This is a genomic window from Lysinibacillus sp. FSL L8-0312, from assembly GCF_038003285.1.
In the GTDB taxonomy this organism is placed as follows: domain Bacteria; phylum Bacillota; class Bacilli; order Bacillales_A; family Planococcaceae; genus Lysinibacillus; species Lysinibacillus fusiformis_D.
In genome coordinates this window covers 3181929-3208286 of record NZ_JBBOOV010000001.1, presented here as the reverse complement: position 1 = coordinate 3208286, position 26358 = coordinate 3181929, and the positions used below count along the sequence as shown (strand labels likewise).

The 26358-nt window shown below is 36.7% G+C and carries 27 protein-coding genes; 19 read left to right on the top strand and 8 right to left on the bottom strand.

The features are described 5' to 3' along the window. Positions 1-109: 109 nt before the first annotated feature. The 6 genes from gyrA to dnaA all read right to left on the bottom strand — a co-directional run bounded on the left by gyrA (position 110) and on the right by dnaA (position 8741). A complete protein-coding gene (gene gyrA, locus MHI22_RS16220) occupies positions 110-2578 on the bottom strand; it encodes a DNA gyrase subunit A (RefSeq protein WP_036119576.1) in 2469 nt (822 codons plus the stop codon). A gap of 25 nt (positions 2579-2603) precedes the next feature. Next, positions 2604-4538: a DNA topoisomerase (ATP-hydrolyzing) subunit B gene (gene gyrB / locus MHI22_RS16215; protein WP_051891598.1), complete on the bottom strand. Its 1935-nt coding sequence runs from the start codon at positions 4536-4538 to the stop codon at positions 2604-2606. 92 nt (positions 4539-4630) lie between these two features. Further along, on the bottom strand, positions 4631-5746 hold the full coding sequence (gene recF, locus MHI22_RS16210; RefSeq protein ID WP_036119574.1) for a DNA replication/repair protein RecF: 1116 nt from the start codon (positions 5744-5746) through the stop codon (positions 4631-4633). Positions 5747-5749: 3 nt separating this feature from the next. Continuing rightward, positions 5750-5974, bottom strand: a complete 225-nt coding sequence (gene yaaA, locus MHI22_RS16205; RefSeq protein WP_036119572.1) for a S4 domain-containing protein YaaA — start codon at positions 5972-5974, stop codon at positions 5750-5752. Positions 5975-6085: 111 nt separating this feature from the next. Next, complete coding sequence (gene dnaN, locus MHI22_RS16200; RefSeq protein ID WP_036119570.1) at positions 6086-7222, bottom strand: DNA polymerase III subunit beta; 1137 nt, start codon at positions 7220-7222, stop codon at positions 6086-6088. A 169-nt stretch (positions 7223-7391) separates the two neighbouring features. Beyond that, positions 7392-8741, bottom strand: coding sequence for a chromosomal replication initiator protein DnaA (dnaA, locus tag MHI22_RS16195; RefSeq protein ID WP_036119568.1), 1350 nt, complete (start codon positions 8739-8741; stop codon positions 7392-7394). Positions 8742-9348: 607 nt separating this feature from the next. Here dnaA and rpmH point away from each other — a divergent pair. The 11 genes from rpmH (at position 9349) to MHI22_RS16140 (ending at position 19950) form a co-directional block, all read left to right on the top strand. Continuing rightward, positions 9349-9483, top strand: coding sequence for a 50S ribosomal protein L34 (rpmH, locus tag MHI22_RS16190; protein ID WP_004233310.1), 135 nt, complete (start codon positions 9349-9351; stop codon positions 9481-9483). A 100-nt stretch (positions 9484-9583) separates the two neighbouring features. Then, on the top strand, positions 9584-9928 hold the full coding sequence (gene rnpA / locus MHI22_RS16185) for a ribonuclease P protein component (protein ID WP_036119559.1): 345 nt from the start codon (positions 9584-9586) through the stop codon (positions 9926-9928). A 368-nt stretch (positions 9929-10296) separates the two neighbouring features. After that, complete coding sequence (gene yidC / locus MHI22_RS16180) at positions 10297-11067, top strand: membrane protein insertase YidC (RefSeq protein WP_025115704.1); 771 nt, start codon at positions 10297-10299, stop codon at positions 11065-11067. Beyond that, a complete protein-coding gene (jag, locus tag MHI22_RS16175) occupies positions 11064-11867 on the top strand; it encodes an RNA-binding cell elongation regulator Jag/EloR (RefSeq protein WP_058844070.1) in 804 nt (267 codons plus the stop codon). The genes yidC and jag overlap by 4 nt, the downstream gene beginning before the upstream one ends. 250 nt (positions 11868-12117) lie before the next feature. Continuing rightward, complete coding sequence (gene mnmE, locus MHI22_RS16170) at positions 12118-13503, top strand: tRNA uridine-5-carboxymethylaminomethyl(34) synthesis GTPase MnmE (RefSeq protein ID WP_036119549.1); 1386 nt, start codon at positions 12118-12120, stop codon at positions 13501-13503. A gap of 27 nt (positions 13504-13530) precedes the next feature. After that, a complete protein-coding gene (gene mnmG, locus MHI22_RS16165; protein WP_036119546.1) occupies positions 13531-15423 on the top strand; it encodes a tRNA uridine-5-carboxymethylaminomethyl(34) synthesis enzyme MnmG in 1893 nt (630 codons plus the stop codon). A 111-nt stretch (positions 15424-15534) separates the two neighbouring features. Further along, on the top strand, positions 15535-16251 hold the full coding sequence (gene rsmG, locus MHI22_RS16160) for a 16S rRNA (guanine(527)-N(7))-methyltransferase RsmG (protein ID WP_036119543.1): 717 nt from the start codon (positions 15535-15537) through the stop codon (positions 16249-16251). A 179-nt stretch (positions 16252-16430) separates the two neighbouring features. Then, complete coding sequence (gene noc, locus MHI22_RS16155; protein ID WP_036119540.1) at positions 16431-17333, top strand: nucleoid occlusion protein; 903 nt, start codon at positions 16431-16433, stop codon at positions 17331-17333. A 220-nt stretch (positions 17334-17553) separates the two neighbouring features. After that, on the top strand, positions 17554-18315 hold the full coding sequence (locus MHI22_RS16150; protein WP_036119537.1) for a ParA family protein: 762 nt from the start codon (positions 17554-17556) through the stop codon (positions 18313-18315). Beyond that, positions 18308-19156 (top strand): ParB/RepB/Spo0J family partition protein, encoded by an 849-nt coding sequence (locus MHI22_RS16145; protein ID WP_036119535.1) that lies wholly within the window; start codon positions 18308-18310, stop codon positions 19154-19156. Before MHI22_RS16150 ends, MHI22_RS16145 begins: the two co-directional genes overlap by 8 nt. A gap of 77 nt (positions 19157-19233) precedes the next feature. Then, positions 19234-19950, top strand: a complete 717-nt coding sequence (locus MHI22_RS16140; protein ID WP_036119532.1) for a DUF554 domain-containing protein — start codon at positions 19234-19236, stop codon at positions 19948-19950. Here MHI22_RS16140 and yyaC read toward each other — a convergent pair. Continuing rightward, positions 19867-20499, bottom strand: coding sequence for a spore protease YyaC (gene yyaC / locus MHI22_RS16135; RefSeq protein WP_338652191.1), 633 nt, complete (start codon positions 20497-20499; stop codon positions 19867-19869). The two genes, MHI22_RS16140 and yyaC, sit on opposite strands and share 84 nt — an antisense overlap. A 91-nt stretch (positions 20500-20590) precedes the next feature. On the opposite strand from yyaC, the gene MHI22_RS16130 reads away from it, so the two are divergent. The 4 genes from MHI22_RS16130 to MHI22_RS16115 all read left to right on the top strand — a co-directional run bounded on the left by MHI22_RS16130 (position 20591) and on the right by MHI22_RS16115 (position 23988). Then, on the top strand, positions 20591-21463 hold the full coding sequence (locus MHI22_RS16130; protein ID WP_036119525.1) for a mechanosensitive ion channel family protein: 873 nt from the start codon (positions 20591-20593) through the stop codon (positions 21461-21463). Continuing rightward, positions 21463-21663, top strand: a complete 201-nt coding sequence (locus tag MHI22_RS16125) for a DUF951 domain-containing protein (protein ID WP_036119522.1) — start codon at positions 21463-21465, stop codon at positions 21661-21663. The genes MHI22_RS16130 and MHI22_RS16125 overlap by 1 nt, the downstream gene beginning before the upstream one ends. Before the next feature lie 99 nt (positions 21664-21762). Then, positions 21763-22863: a redox-regulated ATPase YchF gene (ychF, locus tag MHI22_RS16120; protein ID WP_101966853.1), complete on the top strand. Its 1101-nt coding sequence runs from the start codon at positions 21763-21765 to the stop codon at positions 22861-22863. 84 nt (positions 22864-22947) lie between these two features. Next, complete coding sequence (locus MHI22_RS16115; RefSeq protein WP_340812380.1) at positions 22948-23988, top strand: acyl-CoA dehydrogenase; 1041 nt, start codon at positions 22948-22950, stop codon at positions 23986-23988. A gap of 55 nt (positions 23989-24043) precedes the next feature. On the opposite strand, the gene MHI22_RS16110 is transcribed toward MHI22_RS16115, so the two are convergent. Further along, on the bottom strand, positions 24044-24619 hold the full coding sequence (locus tag MHI22_RS16110; protein ID WP_330493819.1) for a DUF3267 domain-containing protein: 576 nt from the start codon (positions 24617-24619) through the stop codon (positions 24044-24046). Positions 24620-24785: 166 nt separating this feature from the next. On the opposite strand from MHI22_RS16110, the gene rpsF reads away from it, so the two are divergent. From rpsF to MHI22_RS16090, 4 genes are all read left to right on the top strand, one after another. Continuing rightward, the gene (gene rpsF, locus MHI22_RS16105) at positions 24786-25073 is read left to right on the top strand and encodes a 30S ribosomal protein S6 (RefSeq protein WP_036119511.1); all 288 of its coding nucleotides are present in this window, start codon (positions 24786-24788) and stop codon (positions 25071-25073) included. A gap of 43 nt (positions 25074-25116) precedes the next feature. Further along, positions 25117-25689, top strand: a complete 573-nt coding sequence (ssb, locus tag MHI22_RS16100) for a single-stranded DNA-binding protein (protein WP_058844074.1) — start codon at positions 25117-25119, stop codon at positions 25687-25689. Positions 25690-25728: 39 nt separating this feature from the next. Beyond that, positions 25729-25965, top strand: coding sequence for a 30S ribosomal protein S18 (gene rpsR, locus MHI22_RS16095; RefSeq protein WP_004233359.1), 237 nt, complete (start codon positions 25729-25731; stop codon positions 25963-25965). Positions 25966-26183: 218 nt separating this feature from the next. After that, a complete protein-coding gene (locus MHI22_RS16090; RefSeq protein WP_340809633.1) occupies positions 26184-26318 on the top strand; it encodes a hypothetical protein in 135 nt (44 codons plus the stop codon). Positions 26319-26358 lie beyond the last annotated feature (40 nt).

The following is a 26358-nucleotide window of genomic DNA, read 5'->3' as shown; positions in this document are numbered from 1 at the left end:
AATAAGGTATCTTCATTTTATCATGGAATTCTAAATAATTACTTATTTTTCATTATTTACGTAAAAAAAACCGATGAACGACATGTAATTCTGTCGTCATCGGTTGAAATTATTCCTCTATTTCATCTTCTTCGTCTTCTGGAGACTCTTCAGCTTTTTCAACTTTAGCTACAGTCGCAACTAATTCGTCGTCTCCTAATCGAATTAAACGAACTCCTTGCGTACTACGTCCAATTAATGAAATATCATTGATATCCATACGGATCAACATACCGTTGATTGTAATAAGCATGAGATCTTCAGAACCATCAACTGTTTTCACAGCTACCATAGGTCCATTTTTATCTGTAATCTGGATGGTTTTCAGACCTACACCACCGCGACTTTGTAAACGATATTCATCTTCAGAAGTACGTTTACCGTAACCTTTTTCAGTAACTACTAAAATTTCTTGCCCTGGTTCAACAATCTCCATGCCTACTACTTCGTCACCATCACGTAGCTTAATGCCTCGCACTCCACCAGCTGTACGACCCATAGAACGAATGTCATCTTCTTGGAAACGAACGAGCATACCATCGCGTGTACCAATAATCACTTGCTTATCTCCATCTGTTAGACGTACAGAAATAAGATCATCATCTTCTCGTAAGCTAATAGCTATTAAACCATTTGTTCGAATGTTAGCAAATTGTGAGACAGGTGTACGTTTCGTAATACCTGTTTTCGTCGTAAAGATAAAGTAAGCATCTTCATCAAACGATCCAACGCGAATCATGGCTGTTACTTTTTCACCTTTATCTATGTTGAGTAGGTTTACAATTGGTAATCCTTTAGCGGTACGACCGAACTCTGGAATTTCATATCCTTTTGCTCTAAATACTTTACCTTTGGTCGTAAAGAATAAAATTGTATCATGGGTAGAGGTATTCATTAGATGCTCTACAAAATCATCTTCGTTTGTCCCCATTCCTTGTACACCACGACCACCACGCTTTTGACTACGATATGTATTCGCAGCTAAACGCTTGATATAGCCATTATGTGTTAAAGTAACAACTGAGTTTTCAACAGGAATTAAATCCTCATCCTCAATCATTTCTAGACCACCAGATGTAATCTCAGTACGGCGTATATCATTAAAACGTTCTTTCACCTCTAAAATTTCAGTACGAATAATATCCACAATTTTTTCTTCATCCGCTAAAATTGCTTTTAAATCCGCAATAAGAATTTGAAGCTCTTGGTATTCTGCTTCAATTTTTTCACGTTCTAATCCACTTAAGCGAACTAAACGCATATCTAAAATAGCTTGAGCCTGGCGCTCTGATAAGCTAAAACGCTCCATTAATTGCGGCTTTGCTTCTTCGCCGCTACGCGAACCACGAATGATGGCAATTATTTCATCAATATGATCGAGTGCAATTCGTAAGCCTTCTAAAATATGAGCACGATCTTCAGCCTTTCGAAGTTCGAATTCTGTACGACGACGAATAATTACCTTTTGATGCTCTAAATAATGGTAAAGCATTTCTTTTAAGCCCAATACTTTTGGTTGACCATTTACTAATGACAGCATATTGATACCAAAGCTTGATTGCATAGCTGTTTGTTTATATAAATTATTTAAAACTACATTAGCGTTGGCATCTTTACGAACTTCAATGACTACTCGCATACCACGACGGTCAGATTCATCACGTAAATTTGTAATACCATCTATTTTTTTATCACGTACAAGCTCTGCGATTTTTTCAATAAGCTTAGCCTTATTCACTTGGTAAGGTAATTCATGAATAAGAATGGTCTCCTTACCATTTGACTTTTGCTCAATTTCCACCTTCGCGCGAATAATGATGGAACCACGTCCAGTTTCATAAGCTCTGCGAATACCACTACGCCCTAAAATCAATCCTCCAGTAGGGAAATCAGGACCTGGAATAATATCCATTAACTCCTCAGTAGTAATGGCTGGATTTTCAGAAAGTGCTATAACAGCATCAATTGTTTCTCCTAACTGGTGAGGAGGAATATTCGTTGCCATACCAACGGCAATTCCCGCAGCACCGTTCACTAAAAGGTTTGGATAGCGACTTGGTAAAACAATTGGTTCTTTTTCTGATCCATCATAGTTATCAGTGTAGTCAATTGTATCTTTATTGATATCACGAAGCATTTCCATAGCTATTTTAGACATACGTGATTCTGTATAACGCATGGCTGCTGCTCCATCACCATCAACAGAGCCAAAGTTTCCGTGACCATCAACAAGCATATAACGATAACTAAAATCTTGCGCCATACGTACCATTGCATCATAAATGGATGAGTCACCATGTGGATGGTACTTACCCATTACATCCCCAACAATACGTGCTGATTTTTTGTAAGCTTTATCTGCGGTGTTACCTAATTCCTGCATCCCATATAAAATACGACGATGAACTGGTTTTAATCCATCACGTACATCAGGTAATGCACGCGATACAATTACACTCATTGCATAATCAAGAAAGGATGTTTCAATTTCTTCTGTGATATTAACTCCTTTAACACCGGAGCGTTCTTGTTCTGACAAAGTGTAGACCTCCTCTCAAGAAAAATTAGATATCTAAATTAGCGTATACGGCATTTTCCTCGATAAATTGACGACGAGGTTCAACTTCATCGCCCATTAAACGCTCAAATGCTTGGTTAGCTTTAATTGCATCATCTAATTCTACTTGTAATAATGTGCGGTACTCTGGATCCATTGTTGTTTCCCAAAGTTGCTCAGCGTTCATTTCACCAAGACCTTTATAACGCTGCACATTTGGTTTTGGCATTTTTGGTAGTCGTTCTATAATTTCTTTTAATGTTTCTTCATCGTAGCAGTACTCAATATGCTTACCTTGTTTCACTTGATAAAGTGGTGGCTGTGCAATATAAATATAGCCTGCTTCTATAAGTGGTCGAAGGAAACGGAAGAAGAATGTTAAAAGTAATGTACGAATATGTGCTCCATCGACATCGGCATCTGTCATGATAATGATTTTATGATAACGAGCTTTTTCTAAATTAAACTCTTCACCAATACCTGTGCCGAATGCTGTAATCATTGCACGAATTTCCGCATTCGATAAAATTTTATCTAGTCGAGCTTTCTCAACGTTAAGAATCTTACCACGTAAAGGCAAAATCGCTTGGAAGTGACGGTCACGTCCAGATTTAGCCGAACCGCCGGCTGAATCACCCTCAACAATATAAATTTCACAATCAGCGGGGATAGTAGAAGAACAGTCAGCTAATTTACCCGGTAAGCTTGATACTTCAAGTGCATTTTTACGACGAGTAAATTCACGTGCCTTTTTCGCTGCTACACGTGCACGGGCAGCCATTAAACCTTTTTCTACTACCTTACGAGCAACAGTTGGATTTTCTAACATAAAACGTTCAAAGCCATCTGAGAATAATGAATTAGTAATTTGACTTACTTCTGAATTCCCTAGCTTTGTTTTCGTTTGTCCTTCAAATTGTGGATCTGGATGTTTAACAGAAACAATAGCTGTTAACCCTTCACGTACATCCTCGCCTGTAAGATTGGCATCAGATTCTTTAAGCAATCCATTTTTTCGAGCATAGTCGTTAATAACACGTGTAAGGGCTGTTTTAAAACCAGACTCATGTGTACCGCCTTCATACGTATTAATATTATTAGCAAATGAAAAAATATTAGAGGAGAATCCAGCATTGTATTGCATAGCAATTTCCACTGAGATGCCATCCTTCTCTCCAAGAACATCAATTGGATCATGGATTGGCTCTTTAGATTGGTTTAAATGCTCAACATAAGATCGAATACCACCTTCATAGTGATATGTAGTTGAACGAACCTCTTCTTCTCGTTCATCAGCAATCGTAATCTTAATACCACGATTTAAATAAGCCAATTCTCTAATACGATGAGCTAAAATATCATATTCATAAACAGTCGTTTCTTTAAAAATTTCTGGATCAGCTTTAAATCGCGTTGTTGTACCATTGTGGTTTGTTTCACCGATCACCATTAATTCTTGAACAGTTTTCCCACGTTCAAACTTAATTTCATGAATATGACCTTCACGATGAACCTGAACAATTGTTTCAACAGAAAGTGCATTCACCACTGATGCCCCAACTCCATGAAGACCACCAGAAACTTTATAGCCTCCACCGCCAAATTTACCACCAGCATGTAAAACTGTCATAATAACTTCAACAGCTGGCTTACCCATTTTTTCTTGAATGCTAACTGGAATACCTCGACCGTTATCTTCTACGCGAATCCAGTTCTCTTTTTCAATTGTTACTTGTATATCTGTACAAAATCCTGCAAGAGCTTCATCGATACTATTATCAACAATTTCCCATACTAAATGGTGAAGCCCTTTAGAACTTGTTGAACCGATATACATCCCTGGTCTTTTACGTACTGCCTCTAAACCTTCTAGTACCTGTATCTGATCGGCTTCATAAGCTTGGTTTTGTAAACCTTCGTTCTCTATAGCCACGGCTTTCATCTACTCCTTCATAACATCATTGTGTGTAAATGAATGAACAGTCAACCGAGCTGACTATTACCATTCTTTTGTAATCTAAAAAACTACCCTGGCTAACTTTTTTCAATCGCACCTTGTTTCACGTGGAACAGTTGAGCCTGTTCCATCGTTTCATGATGAATTCCATCCACACTTGTAGTTGTTACAAAGGTTTGGACTTCACCTTGAATGGTATTTAATAAATGCGATTGACGATAATCATCGAGTTCCGACAAAACATCATCTAAAAGTAGTATGGGTGTTTCTTTTGTTTCTTGTTTAATTAATTCAATTTCAGCAAGCTTTAAAGACAATGCAGTTGTACGTTGTTGTCCTTGAGAGCCATAAGTTTGAACATCATAGCCATTTACTAAAAACTGCAAATCATCACGGTGTGGGCCAACAAGTGTCACACCCCTGTCAAATTCACGTTCTCTCGCTTCAATCAATTTTTGATGTAAAGTATTTTCAATTTCACTGGTAGAGTGTTCTTTTTCAATACCAGCTACCGTACGATATTTTATAACCAGTGTTTCCTTACCTTGTGATATGCCTGCGTGTATAGGTTCTGCCCACTCCTGCAATAAATCCATAAATTGAAATCTTTTACGAATAATTTGGGTAGCTGCATGAATATATTGTTCATTGTAGACCTCATACATCACATCATTTGACATGGACTTGCCTTGATTCATCTTTAAGAAATGATTACGTTGTTTTAAAACTTTTTGAAAGGTCAATAAATCATGTAAATAGACAGGCGAAATTTGCCCAATCTCCATATCAATAAAACGTCGGCGTATTTGAGGACTCCCCTTTACAACGTTCAAGTCTTCTGGCGCAAACATAACAACGTTCATTTGACCAATATAATGACTGAGGCGACTTTGCTCTATATGATTTATCTTGCCCTTTTTACCTTTCTTTGTAATCGTAAGTTCGATTGGTAAAATACCATGCCTTTTTTTAACGGCCCCTTCTATTTTACCATAGTCTGAATCCCAACGTATCAATTCTTTATCGTTCGTTGTTCGATGGGATTTAGCCATTGCTAAAACATAGATGGACTCCATAACATTTGTTTTTCCTTGAGCATTTTCACCAATAAAAACATTAATTTTTGGAGAAAAGTTTAAAGCTAAGGCATCATAGTTACGATAATTTGTAAGTTTTATTTGCTCAATATACATAATTTATTGTCCAGCTGGTCCTACGATTTGGAAGCGACCACATCCGGGAATATTTATAACGTCTCCGTCACGTAATTTTCGACCTCGACGATCGTCTACTTCTCCATTTACATATACAGCATTTTCTTGTAAAAACCACTTGGCCATGCCACCTGAACTAATGGCATCAGTGATTTTTAAAAGCTGCCCTAACGTGATGAACTCCTCATCAATTTTAATGTCCTGCATAGTGTGTTTCCCTCCGAATACAGACTGTCTATCTCTCTATCATACCTAAAATTACGCCATAAGTAAAAAAAGATAGTCACAATAGCGACTATCTTAGCAGTTATGAAATTTTTAATAAGTTCGTACAGGTAAAATCAATTGTAAAATAGCATCATCGTGAACGGAGCGTAAAATAAATGGTCTCATCGCTCCTGTAAATTGAATAACTACATCTTGGCCATCAATTGCTTTTAAAGCTTCCATCATATATTTTGCACTGAAGGAAATTTTCAAGCTTTCTCCTTCTAATGATTCAACAGGAATTTCTTCTTGCACTTTACCGATCTCAGGAGAATTAGAAGAAACTTCAACTGCTTGGTTATCTAATATTTCAAAACGTACAACATTGTTACGATCTCCTCGTGCAACAAGTGACGCACGATCGATAGCTTGTAATAAAGCTTTACCGTTAATCGTTACATTTGTTTGATATTCTTCAGGGATTAAACGCGTTGTATCTGGGTAATTGCCTTCCAGTAAACGAGAGAAGAATAATACATCACCAGTTTTAAATAATACTTGCTGGCTTGTAATAACAATTTGCACTAGATTTGTTGAATCTTCTAGTACTTTATTTAATTCATTTAAACTTTTCCCTGGAATAACTACGCTATGTTCAACTTCTGGTAAATTTTCCAATTGCACTTTACGTCTTGCTAATCGATGACTATCTGTTGCAACACAGATTAAAGTTTCGTTTTTGATCTGCCAGTTTACACCTGTCAACACTGGTCTACTTTCAGAAGTGGCAACAGCAAATACTGTTTCACGGATAATTGTTTTTAAAAGATCTGCCGGAATAGTAAATTTTTGATCTTCCGTTAATTCTGGTAATAATGGGTACTCTGCTGCATCAGAGCCAATTAGATGGAACTCAGATTTACCTGAACGAATATGCGTTTGGAAACCTGGTGTTACTTGGATTTCAACATCGTTTGTTGGTAATTTACGTACAATTTCATTAAACATACGTGCTTGTACAACAATAGATCCTGTTTCAGTAATGTGAATAATTTGTTGTCCATCTTCCTCTACTGGAATAAATGTTTGAATTGTAATATCAGCATCACTACCTGTTAAGCGGATACCTTCCTCTGTTACATCAATTTTAATCCCCGTTAAAATCGGAATAGTTGTTTTTGAACTTACTGCTTTCATGACATCATTTAAACCCTCTAATAAACGGTCACGTAAAATATCAAATTTCATTCTATTTCCCTCACATATTTATATTATTTATTTATATAAAATAAAAAGATATAGTAATAGGCCCTGTGGATTTGTGGATAAGTGTATTTTTATGAATAAAATCAGTCTATCCACATGTAGATAGACTGTGTATAAGTTTGTGTTTAAATAGTTGGTTTGTCCACAGTAATTACTTACCTAACATACTACGAATTTGTTTAACATCTTGTTGTAGTTGAACGTCATCTTTCAACATAGAAGATATTTTTTCGTGTGCATGGATGACAGTCGTATGGTCGCGACCACCAAATTCTTCGCCGATTTTCGGCAGCGAAAAATCTGTTAATTCGCGTGATAAATACATAGCGATTTGACGTGGGAAAGCAATTAATTTTGTACGTTTTTTGGCAGAGAAATCTTCTAAACGTATATTAAAATGTTCCCCTACTGCATTTTGAATATCTAGTATTGTCACTGCTCGCGGCTTTGAATTTGGGATTATATCTTTTAATGCCTCAGCTGCTAATGTTGCCGTAATATCTTTGTTCACCAGTGAAGAATAGGCGACGACGCGAATAAGCGCACCTTCAAGCTCCCTAATATTGGAGTCAATCTGGTTCGCAATATAAAGCATTACTTCATTTGGTACCTCTAGACCATCTGCTTTTGCTTTTTTGCGCAAGATAGCTATACGAGTTTCCAAATCAGGCGGCGCAATATCAGTTATTAACCCCCACTCAAAGCGTGAACGTAGCCGATCTTCCAATGTTGGAATTTCCTTAGGAGGACGGTCACTGGATATAACAATTTGTTTTGATTCTTCATGTAAAGTATTAAAAGTGTGGAAAAATTCTTCTTGAGTTGATTCTTTTCCAGCAAGGAATTGAATATCATCAATTAGCAGTACATCCACGTTGCGGTACTTATTGCGAAAATCAAGTGCTTTGTTATCACGAATAGAGTTAATAAATTCATTTGTAAATTTCTCGGATGATAAGTAGACTACTTTTGCATTTGGATTATGTTCTAAAACATAATGGCCAATCGCATGCATTAAGTGTGTTTTACCTAGCCCAACTCCCCCATAAATAAAGAAAGGATTATATGCCTTTGCAGGGGCTTCAGCGACAGCTAACGAGGCAGCGTGTGCAAAGCGGTTACCAGAGCCAATAACAAACGTATCAAAAGTATATTTCGGATTTAACATACCTGGTGAAATATCATGGTGATCGTTATTTTTCGCTTGGATAATCGGCGCCGGCAAATCGAAATCGTCCGAATCCTGGTTTTTTTGAACAACAAATTTAATAAGCAAGTCTTCGCCTGTAAGCTCCGTTAATATACCTGTAATCAAATGAATATAATGATTCTCAAGCCAGTCTCGAGCAAACGAATTAGGCGCAGCTATTGTCACAGTGGAACCACTACCATTATAAGATAGTAGTTTTGTAGACTTTAGCCACGTTTCGAAGCTTGGTTTAGAAATTTTTTGTTCAACTTGAGCCAGGACATTATTCCATAGTTCTTCTAAATGTTCCAAGCTGCTAATCTCCTTTACAGTGTTCAATACATAAAAAAAAATCGCATTTATAGAAATGGTAAATACGTTCATATTACAACTCGTCCACATAATCACAAGCTGTGGATAAAAGTTAACCAAAGGCTGTGATAAAAATTATCCACAGCATATTAACAGTTGTGGATAATTAAAATGTTCATTTCAGTTTTCAACAAAGTGAAGCACAGTAATCGTATCAGAAAAACAAAGCTATTTCAATAGTTTATGAAACTTATCCACATAGCTTGTAGTTATGCACTTTAGAGTTGTCCACAAGCACTGCTTATGTGAAAAAGCTGTAGATAATCGTTGTGGATAAAAAATAATGCAAAAAATACTATACACAACTCTGTGTAAAAAAAACAAGTACTCTGTGGATAAATATTTTATGTTCATGCAATAAATAATCTTTGAATTAGTAAAGATCCAAACGCCCAATGAGGGAAGATGCAATAGATTGATTTTGATACATAGATTAGCTGGTTAAAAGAAATTTATGAAATACATTGACAAAATAACTAGAAACTTTATATAATATTCGAGTCTGTATGTTGAAAAATTCAACTCATATCAGGAGGTGTCTATATAAATGAAACGTACTTACCAACCAAAGAAACGTAAGCACAGCAAAGTTCACGGTTTCCGCGCACGTATGAGCACGAAAAACGGTCGCAAAGTTCTTGCTGCTCGTCGTCGTAAAGGAAGAAAAGTTTTATCAGCATAAAATAAGTCCACTGAGCCACATCAGTGGTCTTTTTTTTCTTTATTTTTGGTAAACCTAGAAATGAGGATCAAAAGATATTATCTAATAGCAGGTGAAAGAAATGAAAAAACGCCAAAGAGTGAAAAAAAATGATGATTTTCAAAAGGTGTTTAAAAAAGGTAAATCTTTCGCTAATCGTCAGTTTGTTGTTTATTTTTTAGCAAAAGAAGGGCAAACAGAATTTCGTGTAGGTTTATCGGTTAGTAAAAAGCTTGGAAATGCGGTAACACGCAACAAAATAAAACGCTATATTCGACAAAGTATTCAAGAATTAAAGGATGATTTAAAGCCGAATATGGATTATGTTATTATCGCCAGACATCCGGCGGCCACTATGGATTTTCATGAAGTGAAACAAAGTTTGCAGCATGTACTACAAATCGCAAAGGTAATGAAGAAAGTGTAATGTATGCAAGCAAGTGGTGAAAATACGCCTGTACTGTTAGTAATGGAGTAGAAATAGAGCGGTTTTGCATACAATTATAAATAGAGGAATATACGCGTAGGGGTATTTGTAGCGTGCGATTTCATAAAAAAATATGTAAAATTCGCAACATAACTTAGGAATAAGTATATGTAGTTAGAATATTTAGTAGAGTGAACGTTATAGGCGTGATAAAATAACTGATAACTTTATCTTTATTGAGGACGTCCCAAACGCTGGCTAAATCATGATAAAGTAGCTGGCAGATCTTGAGGTAGGAAACTGCCAGTGAATGAAGAAATGCATATAGAATGAAGAAAAAGTGAATAGTAATTGTAGGGGGAAGAAGGTTGAAAAAACAACATTGGGTAATTTTGTCACTAGTATCAGTAGCCTTACTACTTTCTGGTTGTACAGAATTCAATGAACCAATTTCAAAAGACAGCACAGGCTTCTGGAATGAATTCATTGTTTGGCCGTTGGTATCAGCGATAAAATACTTTGCTGATTTGCTCGGTACGTATGCATGGGGGATCATTGCCGTAACGATTATTATTCGTTTAGCAATTTTACCTTTGATGATTAAACAAACAAAGAGCTCTAAAAAGATGCAAGAAATTCAACCAAAATTGAAGGAACTGCAGAAGAAGTATGCTTCTAAGGATGCTCAGACACAACAACAATATCAGCAAGAAATGATGAAGCTAATGAGTGAATCTGGAGTAAACCCACTAGCAGGGTGTTTACCAGTAATCATTCAAATGCCAATTTTAATTGGTTTTTATCATGCAATTAGTCGTATGAATGCTACATCTACATTTGATTTAGGAAATTTCTTTATCTTCCCGTTAGCAGATCCTGCACCTGCATTAGCAATCACGGCAGGTTTAATGCAATTTATCGTATTACGTACAGGACCAGCAATGGATAATCCTCAAATGAAAATCATGATGTATATTATGCCATTCATGATCATTGGTTTTGGTATGGCCTTACCAGCTGCATTATCACTATATTGGGTAATCGGGAATATTATTTCGATTTTCCAAAACCTGTATATTTATAAACCTTGGAATAAAGATAAAACACAACCTGCTCAAAATGGAGGGGCTAAAAAGTGAAACAACTTACGCAAATAGGCGCAACAACACAAGAAGCGATCTCATTGGCGTTACAGAAACTTGGCAAAACCCGTGAACAAGTAGATGTTGAAGTTTTACAAGAAGGTAAAAAAGGATTTTTAGGTTTTGGTGCACGTTCTGCAGAGGTACGTGTAACAGTAAAGGAAGTTCAGGTTCCGACAATTGAAAGTGACAAAGCCGAACCGCAAAATGCGACTAAATTAGACGAACCATTAGTAGTAGATGATGTTGAAACAATAAGTTCACAAGTTTCTGAACAACCAAGTGAAATCGAAGAAGTTCAACAAATCGTAAAAGAGCAAAATGAGGAAGAAGACACGGCAAACCCAATTGAAGAGGCAAAAGCTTATTTACAAAGTATTGCTGAACAGTTGGCTATTGATGATCTTGATATTGCTACGACTCGCGAGGGGAAATATGTATTATTTCAACTAAAAAGTGAGAAAGCTGCACTGCTTATAGGAAAACGTGGTCAAACACTAAATTCCTTACAGCAATTGACGCAACTCGTATTGAATAAAAGCGCTAAGCAGTTTTTAATGGTGAAATTGGATGTAGAAAACTATCGCGAACGTCGACAAGAAGCTTTAGAATTACTTGCAGATCGAATGGCGGATAAAGCATTACGCTTAAATCAACGTGTGGCATTTGAACCAATGCCGTCTTACGAGCGAAAAATAATTCATAATCAATTAGCAAATCGTCTAGATCTTGAAACGTACTCAGAAGGCACAGAGCCTAATCGTTATTTAGTGATTGAACCAGTAAATAATAATTAGTCTGCTGCTGTAAACATACAGACACTATATATTGAAAGGTCATTTTATCTTCGTGATAAAATGACCTTTTTTAGTGAGGCAAAGAATAGTGATTTTTGTCGAAAATAAGATAACCTAAAAAATTGATATTATCCACATTTGGAAATGATCCTTACTTTAGATTTTGTTGAAAATATGTTAGTCTAAGGTGTTAGTAAGTATTGGTCGGTTTCGATTATCCACATGTGGATAACGTTGAGGAGGTCATTAAATGGAGTTCGATACAATTGCTGCGATATCCACACCTATGGGTGAAGGTGCCATAGCTATCGTTCGTTTAAGTGGGGACGAGGCAGTGACAATTGCAGATAAAATATTCAAATCACCTGGTGGGAAAAGTTTAACAACGAAAGATTCGCACACCATTCATTATGGTCATTTAGTTGATCCTAAAACAAGTGAGGTAGTAGAGGAAGTAATGCTATCACTGATGCGTGGACCAAAAACATTTACACGTGAGGATGTAGTTGAAATAAATTGTCACGGTGGACTAGTTTCAGTGAATCGTGTATTGCAACTTGCGTTAACGAATGGAGCAAGATTAGCTGAGCCTGGCGAATTCACAAAACGAGCGTTTTTAAATGGACGTATTGATTTATCTCAGGCTGAAGCGGTTATGGATCTGATAAGAGCTAAAACAGATCGTGCGATGAATGTTGCTTTGGGTCAAATGGATGGAAAATTATCGAGACTTATTGGTGATTTACGCCAAGCTTTACTAGAGACATTGGCACAAGTAGAGGTTAATATAGATTATCCGGAGTATGATGATGTAGAAGAAATGACAGTACCTGTATTAGTAGAAAAATGTACATGGGTAAGAAATGAAATTAGTAAACTTCTGCAAACATCTTCTCAAGGAAAAATTTTACGCGAGGGCTTATCAACTGTTATTTTAGGTCGTCCAAATGTAGGGAAGTCTTCTCTTTTAAATAGCTTAGTACAAGAAAATAAGGCCATAGTGACAGATATTGCAGGGACTACTCGTGATATTATAGAAGAGTATGTCAATGTACGCGGTGTTCCACTTCGTTTAGTGGATACAGCAGGTATTCGGGAGACAGAAGATATTGTTGAACGAATTGGAGTAGAACGTTCTCGAGAAGCTCTTCGTGGAGCAGATTTAATTTTGTTTGTATTAAACTACGCAGATGAATTAACTGCTGAGGATGAGCGTCTATTCAAAACAATTGAAGCGATGGATTACATCGTTATTGTCAATAAAACAGATTTACCGCAAAAAATTGATTTAGCACGTGTCGAAGAATTAGCTGATGAGCATCGTATTGTAACGACTTCCTTGTTACAGGAAGAAGGCATTACAGAGCTAGAAGAAGCCATTGCTGCTTTATTCTTTGAAGGACAAATCGAAGCGGGCGATTTAACATATGTTTCAAATGCAAGACATATTGCACTTCTGCACCAAGCACAGGCAACGGTTGAAGATGCAATAGCAGCTGCACAGGAAGGTGTACCAGTTGATATGGTACAAATCGATGTAACAAGAACATGGGAAATACTTGGTGAAATCATTGGTGACACTGTACAAGAAAGCCTAATTAATCAGCTATTTTCACAGTTCTGCTTAGGAAAATAAATTGATAAGAGAAAGGAAGATACGAGCATGCCAACAAAATATGAGGCAGGCACGTTTGATGTTATTGTAATTGGCGCAGGTCATGCAGGTTCAGAAGCTGCACACGCTGCGGCTAAAATGGGCGCTAGCACATTAATGCTAACAATCAATTTAGATATGATTGCATTTATGCCATGTAATCCATCTATTGGTGGCCCTGCCAAAGGAATCGTCGTACGTGAAATTGACGCTTTAGGTGGCGTCATGGGGAAAGTTATCGATAAAACACATATACAAATGAGAATGTTAAATACAGGGAAAGGTCCAGCAGTACGTGCATTGCGCGCACAAGCGGATAAAGTTTTGTACCAACAAGAGATGAAACGTGTGTTGGAGGAAACTGAAAACTTAACAATCCATCAAGGAATGGTTGAAGAGCTGATTATTGAAGATGGGGAAGTTAAAGGAGTCATTACACAAATTGGTGCCGTTTATCGTGCTAAAACAGTCGTTGTGACAACAGGTACTTTCTTACGCGGTGAAATCATTATTGGTGATATGAAGTATTCAAGCGGTCCTAATAACCAACAACCTTCGATTCGCTTAGCCGATAATTTAAAAGAGCTTGGCTTTGACCTAGTTCGTTTCAAAACAGGTACTCCACCACGTGTAAATAATCGTACAATTGATTATGACAAAACAGAGATTCAACCAGGGGATGACGTTCCACGTGCATTTAGTTTTGAAACAACTGAGTTCATTATGGACCAGCTACCTTGCTGGTTAACCTATACAAGCCCTGAAACGCATGAAATTATTGAAGCAAATTTACATCTTTCACCGATGTATTCAGGAATGATTAAAGGGACAGGGCCACGCTATTGCCCGTCTATTGAGGATAAAGTTGTGCGTTTTAATGATAAGCCTCGACACCAAATTTTCTTAGAGCCAGAAGGCCGTAATACGCGTGAGGTGTATGTTCAAGGTTTGTCAACAAGCTTACCAGAACATGTCCAAACACGTTTACTAAAATCTATTCCTGGCTTAGAAAATGCGGAAATGATGCGCGCTGGTTATGCCATTGAATACGATTCAATTGTGCCAACCCAATTATGGCCGACATTAGAAACAAAACGCATTAAAGGCTTATATACAGCTGGTCAAATTAACGGTACATCTGGTTATGAAGAAGCAGCCGCACAAGGCTTAATGGCGGGAATGAATGCTGCTGCTAATGTACTTGGTAAAGAGGAGTTAATTTTAAGTCGCTCTGATGCCTATATTGGCGTTTTGATCGATGACTTGGTGACAAAAGGGACAAATGAGCCATATCGTTTATTAACATCCCGTGCAGAGTATCGTCTATTGTTACGTCACGATAATGCCGATTTACGTTTAATAGAGCTGGCTTACAAAATGGGCATGATTCCACAAGAAAGATATACAAAGTTCATTGAGAAAAAGGAACTGATTGAAACTGAAATTGCACGTCTTCGTGAAATCATTATTAAGCCAAATGAAGCAACCCAATCTGTTATTCGTTCTGTTGGCGGTAGTGAATTAAAGGATGGTATTCGTGGCGCAGATTTATTAAAACGTACTGAAATGCATTATGAGTTAATCGCATCTTTAATTCCTGCAGAAATAGAGTTTACGGATGAAGTAAAAGAACAAATTGAAATTCAGCTTAAATATGAAGGCTATATCGAAAAAGCATTGCAACAGGTAGAGAAGCTACACAAAATGGAAAACAAAAAAATTCCTGAGAATATTGATTACGATGCGATTTCAGGTTTAGCAACAGAAGCACGTCAAAAGTTAAAACAAGTTATACCACTTTCTATTGCACAAGCTTCTCGTATTTCGGGTGTTAACCCAGCTGATATTTCCATTCTGCTTGTTTATATTGAACAAGGTAAAATCGCGAAAGTAAGCAGCTAATCAACAGCGTAAAGTGAATAAGGGGCGGGCATACCTTTGTGCCCGCTTCCTATTTTTAAGGTTATACTGCTGAGTGAAGTAGTATAGTAAGATCGATAAAGGAGACTTTACATGAACGAACAACAATTTATTGAGGCTCTGAAAGAGAAAGGCATCGAACTTTCGGATAAGCAGATCGCTCAATTTAAAAAATATTTTGAATTACTTGTCGAGTGGAATGAAAAAATGAATTTAACCGCTATTACAGATTTAGAAGGCGTTTATTTAAAGCATTTCTTCGATTCGATCAGTGCCTCATTTTATTTTGATTTTTCAAAAGTAATTACTGTTTGTGATGTTGGAGCAGGTGCTGGTTTCCCTAGTATCCCTATTAAAATCTGTTTCCCGCATTTACATGTCACAATTGTCGACTCCTTAAATAAACGAATTACATTTTTAAATCATTTAAGTGATGAGCTACAATTAGAGAATATGCATTTTGTACATGCACGAGCAGAAGAGTTTGGTCAAAATACAAAATATCGTGAACAATTTGATGTGGTAACAGCACGCGCTGTAGCTCGTTTATCAGTGTTATCTGAGCTATGCGTACCTTTAGCAAAACAAGATGGTTATTTTGTTGCTTTAAAGGCTGCAGCAGGAGCAGAGGAATTAAAGGATGCTAAAAAAGCTTTAATAACATTAGGTGTTAAACTGAGAGAAGAATTTTCTTTCAAGCTACCTGTTGAAGAAAGTGACCGCACTTTATATATATTTGATAAAATAAAAGGAACACCGAAAAAATACCCGCGTAAGCCAGGTGTACCAAATAAAACACCAATTCAATAATTAGTGTTTCATGTGAAACTTCTCAAAGTAGAAAATATTTTTTCTATTTTGAGCATACATACTAGTTATGGATGGTTCACGCAAAAGACATCTATGAACTATATACATTTGATGAAATATAATAAATAATAATAGAATGACACTTAGCAAGATAGTTACTTAAAGGTGGTGCCACTTGGATGAAAAGTCCTTTTTCACGTTTTTTTGGAGGCGGGAGTAAAACGGAGCCTATTGTGAAAAATGAAGTAGAACAAGCAGAGGCGGTTCATGCAGCGGAAGAAGTCATAAAGTTGCCTATTGATCAAATTGTACCTAACCGTTTTCAGCCACGTACTATTTTTGATGATGAAAAAATTGAAGAATTATCAAGAACCATTCATACACATGGTGTGATTCAGCCAATTGTTGTACGTAAAACATCAGAAAATCAATATGAAATCATTGCCGGTGAGCGCCGTTACCGAGCGATGAAAAAGCTACAATGGACAGAGGTCCCTGCTATTGTACGTAATTTAACTGATAAGGAAACAGCTTCTATTGCGCTAATAGAGAACTTACAGCGTGAGGAGTTAACCGCAATTGAAGAAGCGGTAGCCTATCAAAAATTATTAGAGCTTCATGAGCTAACACAAGAAGCTCTGGCCCAAAGACTTGGAAAAGGACAATCCACTGTAGCCAATAAATTGCGTTTATTAAGGCTGCCGGATGAAGTGCAGCAAGCCATTTTGAAGCGTAAAATATCTGAACGACACGCACGTGCATTAATTGCTATTAAGGATCAACCATTACAATTAGAAATTTTACAGCTATCGATTGATAATGAATGGAATGTACGTCAGTTAGAGGAGCAAATTCAAGCCATATTAAACCCAGTCACAGACGAGCCAGAAGAAACAGTACCAAAGAAAGCAAAACCAAAACGTAAGGCTATAAGTAAAGATGTGCGCATTGCTTTAAATACCATTAAACAATCACTAACAATGGTAACGAAAAGTGGTATTACAGTAAAAACAGAAGAAGAAGATACAGAGGAATACTATCAAATTACAGTGAAGATACCTAAAAAGAAAAAGGTGCAATAAATTATTTTAAAAAAGTAATATATTGTTATGTCCAATACTGAACAGAGGAGATATCTCAGAAAAATAAATGAGATATCTCCTTTTTTGTATATATTCTTAATATTTTATACAACTCTCTTCAATTTTTTTGATAGAATGAAAGTTAGATAGCGTATTAAATAGTGATTTTACAAATGATTTGTCAAAGTTAAGTTTGATAGATGAAAGCAGGTGCTTTTAAATGGGTAGAATTATAGCAATCGCCAATCAAAAGGGTGGCGTAGGTAAAACAACAACTTCGGTCAATTTGAGCGCTTGCCTAGCATATTTAGGTAAGAAAGTGCTATTAATTGATACCGATCCTCAGGGGAATACAACAAGTGGACTTGGTATTAATAAAGGAGAAATACAAGCTTGTATTTATGATGTGCTTATTGATGATGAAGATGTTGAAAATGTCATTCAAAAAACAAACGTAGAGAATTTATCAATCGTGCCAGCAACCATCTCACTTGCAGGTGCAGAAATTGAATTGGTTTCGACTATTTCAAGAGAAGTGCGTTTAAAACATGCACTGCAAAATGTGAAAGAAGATTTCGATTATATAATTATTGACTGTCCTCCATCTTTAGGGCTTTTAACTATTAATGCTTTAACAGCTTCAGATGCGCTCATTATCCCTGTACAATGCGAATATTATGCGTTGGAAGGGCTAAGTCAATTGCTCTCAACTGTTCGCCTTGTTCAAAAGCATTTAAATCAGCAGCTCTATATTGATGGCGTTCTATTAACAATGCTAGATGCACGTACAAACTTAGGCTTGCAAGTTATTGATGAAGTAAAAAAATATTTCCAAGATAAAGTATACAAGACGATCATTCCTCGTAATGTGCGATTAAGTGAGGCACCAAGTCATGGTCAACCAATCATCACTTATGACGCAAAATCGAGAGGTGCAGAAGTTTATTTGGAGATGGCGAGGGAAGTGATTAAAAATGGCTAAAGGTTTAGGAAAGGGTATTGGTGCACTATTTCCAGGAGAGTCTTTAGAACAAAGTGGTCAAGTGGAAGAAATTCAATTAGATTTAATTGTGGCGAACCCCTTTCAACCTCGTAAAATTTTTGATGAAGAAAGTTTACAAGAGTTAGCAGATTCGATTAAAGAACATGGTATTTTGCAGCCAATTGCTGTGCGCAAAAAAGGACGCAAATTTGAAATTGTTGCAGGGGAACGTCGTTATAGAGCATGTCTGTTAGCTGAATTAGAGGTTATTCCTGTCATCATAAAAGAGCTATCAGATGCACAAATGATGGAGTTAGCTATTTTAGAAAATCTTCAACGTGAGGATTTAACCGTTATTGAAGAAGCGGAAGCCTATCAGAGTCTAATGGAAAACTTACATTTAACTCAAGAAGAATTATCGAAACGGTTAGGGAAAAGTAGACCACATATCGCTAATCATGTTCGGTTGCTTGCTTTACCAGAAGATGTACGTAAATTTATGAATGATGGTACCTTATCGATGGGGCAAGGACGAGCATTACTTGGCCTGAAAAATAAAAGAAGAATCTCAGAAGTGGCTAATAAGGTCATTAATTTAGGGTTGAATGTACGTCAAGTTGAAATGCTAGTACAAAACTTAAATGAAGAAGTTTCACGTGAAACAATTCCACCAAAGAAGAAAGATATATTTGTATCAGCCAAGGAATCCCAATTACGAGACTACTTTGGAACAAATGTTCAAATCAAAAAAACAAATAATAAGGGGAAAATTGAAATTGAATTTTATTCTGAAGATGATTTAGAACGTATTTTAGAAATACTAAATTTACAGGAAGAATAAAATACATTTCTATAACTTAATCAGAGCGCCAAGCAAACAGGCGCTCTCTATTTTTTAGAGAGAAGGAAGGCTTAAGTGTGGTATTACTAGGGGCATTGATTAATGCTGTGCTAATAGTAGCAGGTGCATTAGTAGGGCGCATTTTTAAAAATATTCCTGAATCTATGAAATCTACTGTACTATCTATTATTGGCTTAGCAGTCACATTATTAGGGATAAAAATGGGCTTTGAAAGTGATAATTTTATTATATTAGTAGTAAGTTTAGTAGTAGGTACTGTAATAGGTGAGTGGTTAGATTTAGATAGACAAATGAATCGTCTAGGGAAATGGGTAGAGAGTTTATTTCGTACAAAACGAAATGACCAAAATCAAATTAGCATAGCAGAGGGCTTTGTCACTGCCTCCTTAATTTTTGTTGTTGGGTCAATGGCTGTAATCGGTGCACTCGATAGTGGTCTTCGTAATGATCATAATGTATTAATTACAAAAGGATTAATAGATGGGTTTACATCCATTATTCTAGCATCCACTTTAGGCATTGGTGTATTGCTATCCGCCGTACCTGTTTTTGTTTATCAGGGATTAATCGCACTTTTTGCAGGCGTTATCAGTTCCTTTATACCTGATGCTGCACTACAAATGTACATTACAGAAATGACAGCTGTAGGCGGTGTTATGATTATGGCAATAGGGTTAAATATTGCAGGCTTAGCTAAGATCAAAGCTGCTAACTTGCTGCCAGGTATCGTCATTGTTGGTATTATGGTGGCTATCTTCTACACTTTTCAATGAATAGCGATGGGCAGCCAATAATAAAGCTCTTGAAAGCTTTTCAGCCATAGCATAAGAAATATGAAGTCTTGTATTTTGTAAAACAAGCATTTCCATAAAGCCTCCAATATTGACGATTCCTTTAACGGAAATGTCTCCGATTGGGGGTAATTCTTTTTTTACAGCCTTGCCAGGGAAGATGGGTCCGCTTTGCACTGAAATATGACCAACATTTTGTTCACTGCCTAGACAGGCATCAATCGCAATAATGAAAGGTTTTGTAGTATGATTGTGTAGCTGTTGCATTGTAGAATCAAGATTTAGAGCATGTAAAGGATCTTCTAAAGAACCTACAATTTCATAGGGAAAGCTGACAGATTTTTTTAAAAAGCTACCTGTTAATGGCCCAAGTGTATCACCCGTACAACGGTCACTGCCAATACAACAAAAAATTAGTCGTTCATGATGAAACGGTATATGTTCTAAAAATAATGTACTTAATTGCCAAACGGCATTTTTACTCTCGTGATGAAGGGAATAAGGTAGTAACAAATTTGGTATAGTATTCATAAAAAAACTCACTTTCTTTTTATTTTTAGAAGTGCTCAATTTTTATGCAGTATACGCAAATTTTTAGCAAGTTATTCAAGAGGTGGTAATTATGGAAGAGAATAAAAAATTAATGGAGAGATACTGGGATAAGCTCACATCTGAGGACCTTTGGGAATCGGTTATTAATGCATCTTTAGAGATATTGCTCATTTTATTAGCATCATGGATTGCAGTAAGATTAGGTAAAAAATTTATTAAAAAAGTGTTTTTAATACGAATGCGTTCCCCATTAAACCACTCAGAGCGACGCCAACGAACAATTGCAAGATTATTACAAAGTGTGATTTCCTATGTTGTTTATTTCTCTGCAATTATTGGGATTCTTTCTTCCTTAGAAATAAAGGTAGCAGGTTTATTGGCTGGTGCAGGGATTGTTGGTTTAGCAATTGGTTTTGGCGCTCAAAGCTTAGTGAAGGATGTTATTACTGGATTCTTTATTATCTTTGAAGATCAGTTTGGTGTAGGGGATTATATAAAAATTAACGCAGCAGAAGGTACGGTTGTAGAAATTGGTTTACGTACAACGAAAATTAATGGTGCTACAGGTGAGCAATTCATCATTCCGAATGGTGCAATTGGTGAGGTCGTCAATTATTCTGTTAACAACTCCAAAATTTTTATAGATTTACAAATGGCTACTGAGGCTGATTTTGAAAAAGCAGAGGCAATAATTAATAAGTATTTAGAAACATTACCAAAAATGCATAAGGAGCTAATAGCGACGCCAGTATTTTTAGGTGTGCAAAATGTTAAAGGGACAGAGGTAACGATACGAATAGCTGCTGAAACATTACCGCAGCAGCAATATGGAGTAGCACGTAGTATTCGCCGTGATGTTACCAAACTTTTTGAAGAAAATAATATACCAATGGCCTATCCAAAAATGATGTTCTATGGGAAAGAAGAAGGGAGAAGTGAATAATGGAAGCGAAAAAATTTGGTTTAAATGATATTGTTGAAATGAAAAAACAACATCCATGTGGTACTAATAAATGGAAAATCATTCGTATGGGGGCAGACGTACGTATCAAATGCGAAGGATGTCAGCATAGTGTAATGATTCCACGCCGTGACTTTGAGAAAAAAATGAAAAAGGTTTTAATTTCTGCTAATGAGGCGTAACATCAGGCATATTAGACTTTTTATGAGTGAATCAATATAATAGATAAGGTTATATGAGAGAAAAAATTTGAACTGAGTATAGAAAGGTTGTGTCCATTCATGGCATTAACAGCTGGAATCGTTGGTTTACCTAACGTTGGAAAATCAACATTATTTAACGCAATTACAAAAGCGGGCGCATTGGCTGCAAACTATCCATTCGCAACGATTGATCCAAACGTTGGTATCGTTGAAGTACCTGATGCACGTTTAGATAAATTAACAGAATTAGTTGTACCGAAAAAAACTGTACCAACTGCATTTGAGTTCACAGATATCGCAGGAATTGTAAAAGGTGCTTCCAAAGGTGAAGGATTAGGGAATAAATTCCTTGCTCATATTCGTGAAGTAGATGCAATTTGTCAGGTTGTACGTTGTTTTGTAGACGAAAACATTACGCACGTATCTGGTGCAGTAGACCCAATTGATGATATAGAGGTTATTAATCTGGAGCTTGCACTTGCTGACTTAGAATCTGTAGATAAACGTTTACAACGTGTTAGCAAAATGGCAAAACAAAAAGATAAAGAGGCTATGGTGGAAGAGCCAGTTCTTCTAAAAATTAAAGAGCAATTAGAAAACGGTAAACCGGCACGTGCGGCTGAGCTTTCTGATGATGAACTAAAGATAATTAAAGGTCTTCATTTACTAACAATTAAACCAATGCTATATGTAGCAAACGTTTCAGAAGATGAAGTAGCAGATGCTGACAATAATGAGTATGTGAAAAAAGTACGTGAGTATGCTTCAGCAGAAGGTGCTCAAGTTATTACAATTTGTGCAAAAATCGAAGAAGAAATTTCTGAGCTTGATGATGAAGAAAAAGCTATGTTCTTAGAAGAACTTGGAATTAAAGAATCAGGCTTAGATCAGTTAATCCGTACTTCTTATGATTTATTAGGATTAGCTACTTACTTCACTGCAGGCGTACAAGAGGTACGTGCATGGACATTCCGTAAAGGGATGAAGGCGCCACAATGTGCAGGTATCATCCATACGGATTTTGAACGTGGCTTTATTCGGGCAGAAACAGTTGCTTATGCTGATCTATTAGAGGCAGGTTCTCAAGCAGCAGCGAAGGAAGCTGGTAAAGTACGTCTTGAAGGTAAAGAATATGAAGTACAAGATGGCGATATTATGCTGTTCCGCTTTAATGTATAAAAACTGACAAGGGCAATCGAAAATGGTTGCCCTTTTTCGATTGTATCATTATCAGAATTTTTAACGTATGGAGGCGACTAACGCATGAATGCTTTGCAAATTAAGGAACGTGGTTTAGAGTTTGAGCAACTGGGGATGCTACCACAGGACGTCTTAGATTTTATTTATGAGCAACAATTATTTAAATTGTTCACGTCAAAAGAATTAGGTGGTAAGGATTTAGATTTAGTAGAGGGTGTAAAAGTATTTCAGCAAATGTCTGCACTCGATGGTAATGTCGGCTGGCTAATTACTATTGGTACAGGTGGAAATGCATTTATCCCAACATTCAGCCAGGATATTTGTGAGAAAATCTATATGCCTAAAGAAGCAGTCATAGCAGGCAGTGGTTATCCAACGGGAATAGCTGTAAAAACAGATGGAGGCTACTACATAACGGGGCAGTGGAAGTATTGTAGTGGCTCTAACTATGCGTCAACATTTACAATGAACTGCTATATTGAAGAAAATGGTGTCAAAACAGAAAAAATTATTAGCTGCTCAGTGAACCCGCAAGATGTTGAAATTTTGAACGATTGGTGTGCCATGGGCTTGAAGGCAACAGCAAGTCATACAATCCGTGTGAACAATGTTTGGGTACCACAGGAAGCTACTTTTCAATTAGGTACAATCAGAAATAATTATGGCGATTCAGTACATAGCTTTCCATTTACCACTTTTGCGGAAGCTTCCTTTTTAAGTGTTTGTCTTGGGATAACAGAGAATTTTTTAGAAGAAGCAACCGTTTTAATGAAGCAACGAAATCATGATAGAAGCTGGGCTGAGCATATTGGATCCCTTCAGTTTTTATTAATGCAACAGCAGAAACGTTACAAGCAATACGAGGAACAATTCTATACAACATTATCTAAATATTGGGAATTACATCAATGTGGTGATCAATTATCCGAAGAGGACTTATCACAATTTACACAAATGAGTAAGGATATTGCTGCAGCTTGCCTAGAGATAGCGAATAATTTAATACGCAGTCTTGGTATGGATGCTATTACAGAAACATCCACTATTAATCGTATTTGGAGAAATTTATACACAGCGGCCCAGCACGGATTTTTAACGCCTTAAATTAGAATCTGTAGCTAGTCATTTCTACGCTACAGATTCTTTGAATGATGAAGTGTTACTTTAGTGAGCTATCCTTTTCCAGTGGTAGATAGACATAAAGTTTCGGCAATTTGGGATCATCCCGTATCAAAGCATCTCTTGGATATTTTCGTAATTCTTTATACATGGCAAAATCACCTACTGCTCCTGCTATTAAAAAAGCCCCAATCAGGATCAAAACCGTACTATTGAGATAAAACCCAACGATGGTTGGAAGGATGCCGGTTGTCCAGAATGGCAGTAATAGAGCCTTTTTCATAGCATGATTGAAAAGAGGCTGTTCAGTCGTCGCATAGGCAATGCCAAGCTCTAAATTGATGCCGTATTTTAAAGCCTTAAAGGGCACTTTGCCAAAAAGCATAAAGCCAATTAAATGAAAAACCTCATGTAGGATAATAAAAATAATATACAACACCACGAACAGTGCTGTGCCACCAACCATGTTCCAAACAGAGAAATGAAAATCTTTAAAGCAAATATATTGAATAGCTGTAAATAATATGACAAGACCACTAGTGATCACAAAATTGTCGATCATTAATTTCTTTAAATCTAATTCGATAACAATAGGCTCTTTATTATTAGTTAGCATGAAGGCGCTCCTTTCAAATATACTGTCATTATATAATGAATTATTAGTTTGTGACTTGAAAGAAATATATCTATATGTTACAATTCATTGATGTGAGTAATAATTAATTACTTGCTCCTTGCTCCCTTCAATAGGAGAGCCTAAGTCCATAAGGAGGTGTAAACAGATGAGAAAATACGAATTAATGTACATCGTACGTCCGAACATTGAAGACGAAGCGAAGAAAGCTTTAGTTGAACGTTTCAACGAAATCTTAACTTCTAACGGTGCAGAAGTCATCGAATCAAAAGAGTGGGGCAAACGCCGCTTAGCTTATGAAATTAAAGACTTCCGCGAAGGTTACTACCAAATCGTAAAAGTAAACGCTTCTTCAGATGCAATCAACGAATATACACGTCTTGCTAACATCAGCGAAGACATCATTCGCCACATTGCAGTTCGCCAAGAAGCTTAATAATTAATTTTTAACAAAACGCTGAAAAGGAGGTTGCATTCTGATGATAAACCGTGTCGTATTAGTCGGAAGACTAACAAAAGATCCTGAGCTACGTTATACACCAAATGGAATTGCGTCTACAAGATTTACAGTTGCTGTAAACCGTGCATTCTCAAATCAACAAGGTGAACGCGAAGCTGATTTCATTAGCTGTGTTGCATGGCGAAAACAGGCTGAAAACCTAGCGAACTTCATGCGAAAAGGAAGTTTAATTGGGGTAGAAGGCCGTATTCAAACAGGCAGTTATGAAGGACAAGACGGTAAGCGAGTATACACAACAGATGTCGTGGCAGATAGCGTACAGTTTTTAGAACCCCGTAATGGTAGCGGTGCACCTGCTCCTCAATACGGTGGTGGACAAACTTACGGTAATAACCAACCGTCATATGGCGGTGGTCAACCACAACAACAGTTTGGTGGCGGCGCAATGCCAGGACAGGGTTCCTATGGCGGCGATGCTTATCAGCAAAATCAACCACCTATGAATCAGCCGAATTATACACGTGTAGATGAGGATCCATTTGCGAATAGCAAAGGGCCAATAGAAGTATCTGAGGATGATCTTCCATTCTAATGCTTCTAAAATTATAATAAGATAAGGAGGAGACATACTATGGCACCACGTCGCGGAGGCCGCAAACGCCGTAAAGTTTGCTACTTCACTTCAAACAATATTACGCACATCGACTACAAAGATGTAGATTTATTAAAAAAATTCATCTCTGAGCGCGGTAAAATTTTACCACGTCGCGTAACTGGCACAAGTGCAAAGTACCAACGTAAATTAACTTCAGCTATTAAAGTATCTCGTATCATGGGATTACTTCCATTCGTAGCAGAAGACAAATAATATTAAAAAAAGTACAACATTGGTTATTGAACCTTTGTTGTACTTTTTTTATGTACTTAATTTCAAATATATGTAAAAATATTATAGCAATAGCTACGGATTATTGTAGAGGCCTTAGATTTTATAAATACTTTAGAACAAAAAGGGTTATCATCAAATACTGTAAAAGGTTATTTAGAAGATTTAAAGGTTTTTTATTTATGGCTAAATAGGAGAGTTTGAAATTCTATGAAGTAAAACCAGCAGATATACCGAACTTCATTGAGTTTATTGATAATCGTCAAGCTAGTAAAAAGGTTTCTCCTGCAACATTAAATCGTTACTTAGCAACAACTAGTTCCTTTTATAGTTAAAACACTAAAAGTGTGAGTTAATCTGAATATGTATCTCGTA

What these genes read in the sequence shown, in the direction of transcription:
- MHI22_RS16145 (WP_036119535.1), top strand. Translation starts at nt 18,308, where the DNA reads ATGGCTAAAGGTTTAGGAAAGGGTATTGGTGCACTATTTCCAGGAGAG.
- rpmH (WP_004233310.1), top strand. Translation starts at nt 9,349, where the DNA reads ATGAAACGTACTTACCAACCAAAGAAACGTAAGCACAGCAAAGTTCAC.
- MHI22_RS16125 (WP_036119522.1), top strand. Translation starts at nt 21,463, where the DNA reads ATGGAAGCGAAAAAATTTGGTTTAAATGATATTGTTGAAATGAAAAAA.
- gyrB (WP_051891598.1), bottom strand. Translation starts at nt 4,538, where the DNA reads ATGAAAGCCGTGGCTATAGAGAACGAAGGTTTACAAAACCAAGCTTAT.
- yyaC (WP_338652191.1), bottom strand. Translation starts at nt 20,499, where the DNA reads ATGAATACTATACCAAATTTGTTACTACCTTATTCCCTTCATCACGAG.
- yaaA (WP_036119572.1), bottom strand. Translation starts at nt 5,974, where the DNA reads ATGCAGGACATTAAAATTGATGAGGAGTTCATCACGTTAGGGCAGCTT.
- rpsR (WP_004233359.1), top strand. Translation starts at nt 25,729, where the DNA reads ATGGCACCACGTCGCGGAGGCCGCAAACGCCGTAAAGTTTGCTACTTC.
- MHI22_RS16110 (WP_330493819.1), bottom strand. Translation starts at nt 24,619, where the DNA reads ATGCTAACTAATAATAAAGAGCCTATTGTTATCGAATTAGATTTAAAG.
- noc (WP_036119540.1), top strand. Translation starts at nt 16,431, where the DNA reads ATGAAAAGTCCTTTTTCACGTTTTTTTGGAGGCGGGAGTAAAACGGAG.
- rnpA (WP_036119559.1), top strand. Translation starts at nt 9,584, where the DNA reads ATGAAAAAACGCCAAAGAGTGAAAAAAAATGATGATTTTCAAAAGGTG.
- ssb (WP_058844074.1), top strand. Translation starts at nt 25,117, where the DNA reads ATGATAAACCGTGTCGTATTAGTCGGAAGACTAACAAAAGATCCTGAG.
- rsmG (WP_036119543.1), top strand. Translation starts at nt 15,535, where the DNA reads ATGAACGAACAACAATTTATTGAGGCTCTGAAAGAGAAAGGCATCGAA.
- MHI22_RS16150 (WP_036119537.1), top strand. Translation starts at nt 17,554, where the DNA reads ATGGGTAGAATTATAGCAATCGCCAATCAAAAGGGTGGCGTAGGTAAA.
- mnmE (WP_036119549.1), top strand. Translation starts at nt 12,118, where the DNA reads ATGGAGTTCGATACAATTGCTGCGATATCCACACCTATGGGTGAAGGT.
- recF (WP_036119574.1), bottom strand. Translation starts at nt 5,746, where the DNA reads ATGTATATTGAGCAAATAAAACTTACAAATTATCGTAACTATGATGCC.
- mnmG (WP_036119546.1), top strand. Translation starts at nt 13,531, where the DNA reads ATGCCAACAAAATATGAGGCAGGCACGTTTGATGTTATTGTAATTGGC.
- ychF (WP_101966853.1), top strand. Translation starts at nt 21,763, where the DNA reads ATGGCATTAACAGCTGGAATCGTTGGTTTACCTAACGTTGGAAAATCA.
- MHI22_RS16130 (WP_036119525.1), top strand. Translation starts at nt 20,591, where the DNA reads ATGGAAGAGAATAAAAAATTAATGGAGAGATACTGGGATAAGCTCACA.
- MHI22_RS16115 (WP_340812380.1), top strand. Translation starts at nt 22,948, where the DNA reads ATGAATGCTTTGCAAATTAAGGAACGTGGTTTAGAGTTTGAGCAACTG.
- dnaN (WP_036119570.1), bottom strand. Translation starts at nt 7,222, where the DNA reads ATGAAATTTGATATTTTACGTGACCGTTTATTAGAGGGTTTAAATGAT.
- rpsF (WP_036119511.1), top strand. Translation starts at nt 24,786, where the DNA reads ATGAGAAAATACGAATTAATGTACATCGTACGTCCGAACATTGAAGAC.